A 342-nucleotide genomic window follows, 5' to 3' on the forward strand; every position below is an offset into this window, starting at 1 on the left:
AAGACGCTGCCATAGACTAGCTGTTGTGGTGAGATTCTGTAACCGCTTATAAAGGACACATCCAGCAGTTGCTTATCAAGCCTCCAGTGTCGGTAGCTGTTCTCGTTGCCGGTGTTACCGTCATCATTATTCGTGACAAACCCAAATCGCACTGCATGGCTCCAGTCGCCGCTTTGAGCATGTTCACGATGTTTACCGTAAAATTGGTATTTGATCCCATAATTAGTATCGCTGGCAATGGTGGCGTCAAGTTCAAGCCCGAAGCCCAGCGAAAGCTTGGCAGAAGTCAGCCCTTTCGACTCGCTTTCCGCGTCTATGCTGCCTTCATGAGGCACTACGTGT

General features: G+C 49.7%; 1 protein-coding gene. It reads right to left on the reverse strand.

Features of this window, described 5'->3' with window-relative positions; genetic code table 11:
• Positions 1–342, reverse strand: a 342-nt coding sequence (locus tag CWB98_RS24100; protein WP_171045745.1) for a hypothetical protein, incomplete at both ends; no start/stop codon positions are given.

The sequence above is a fragment of the Pseudoalteromonas rubra genome, assembly GCF_005887115.1.
Classification (GTDB): Bacteria; Pseudomonadota; Gammaproteobacteria; order Enterobacterales; family Alteromonadaceae; genus Pseudoalteromonas; species Pseudoalteromonas rubra_F.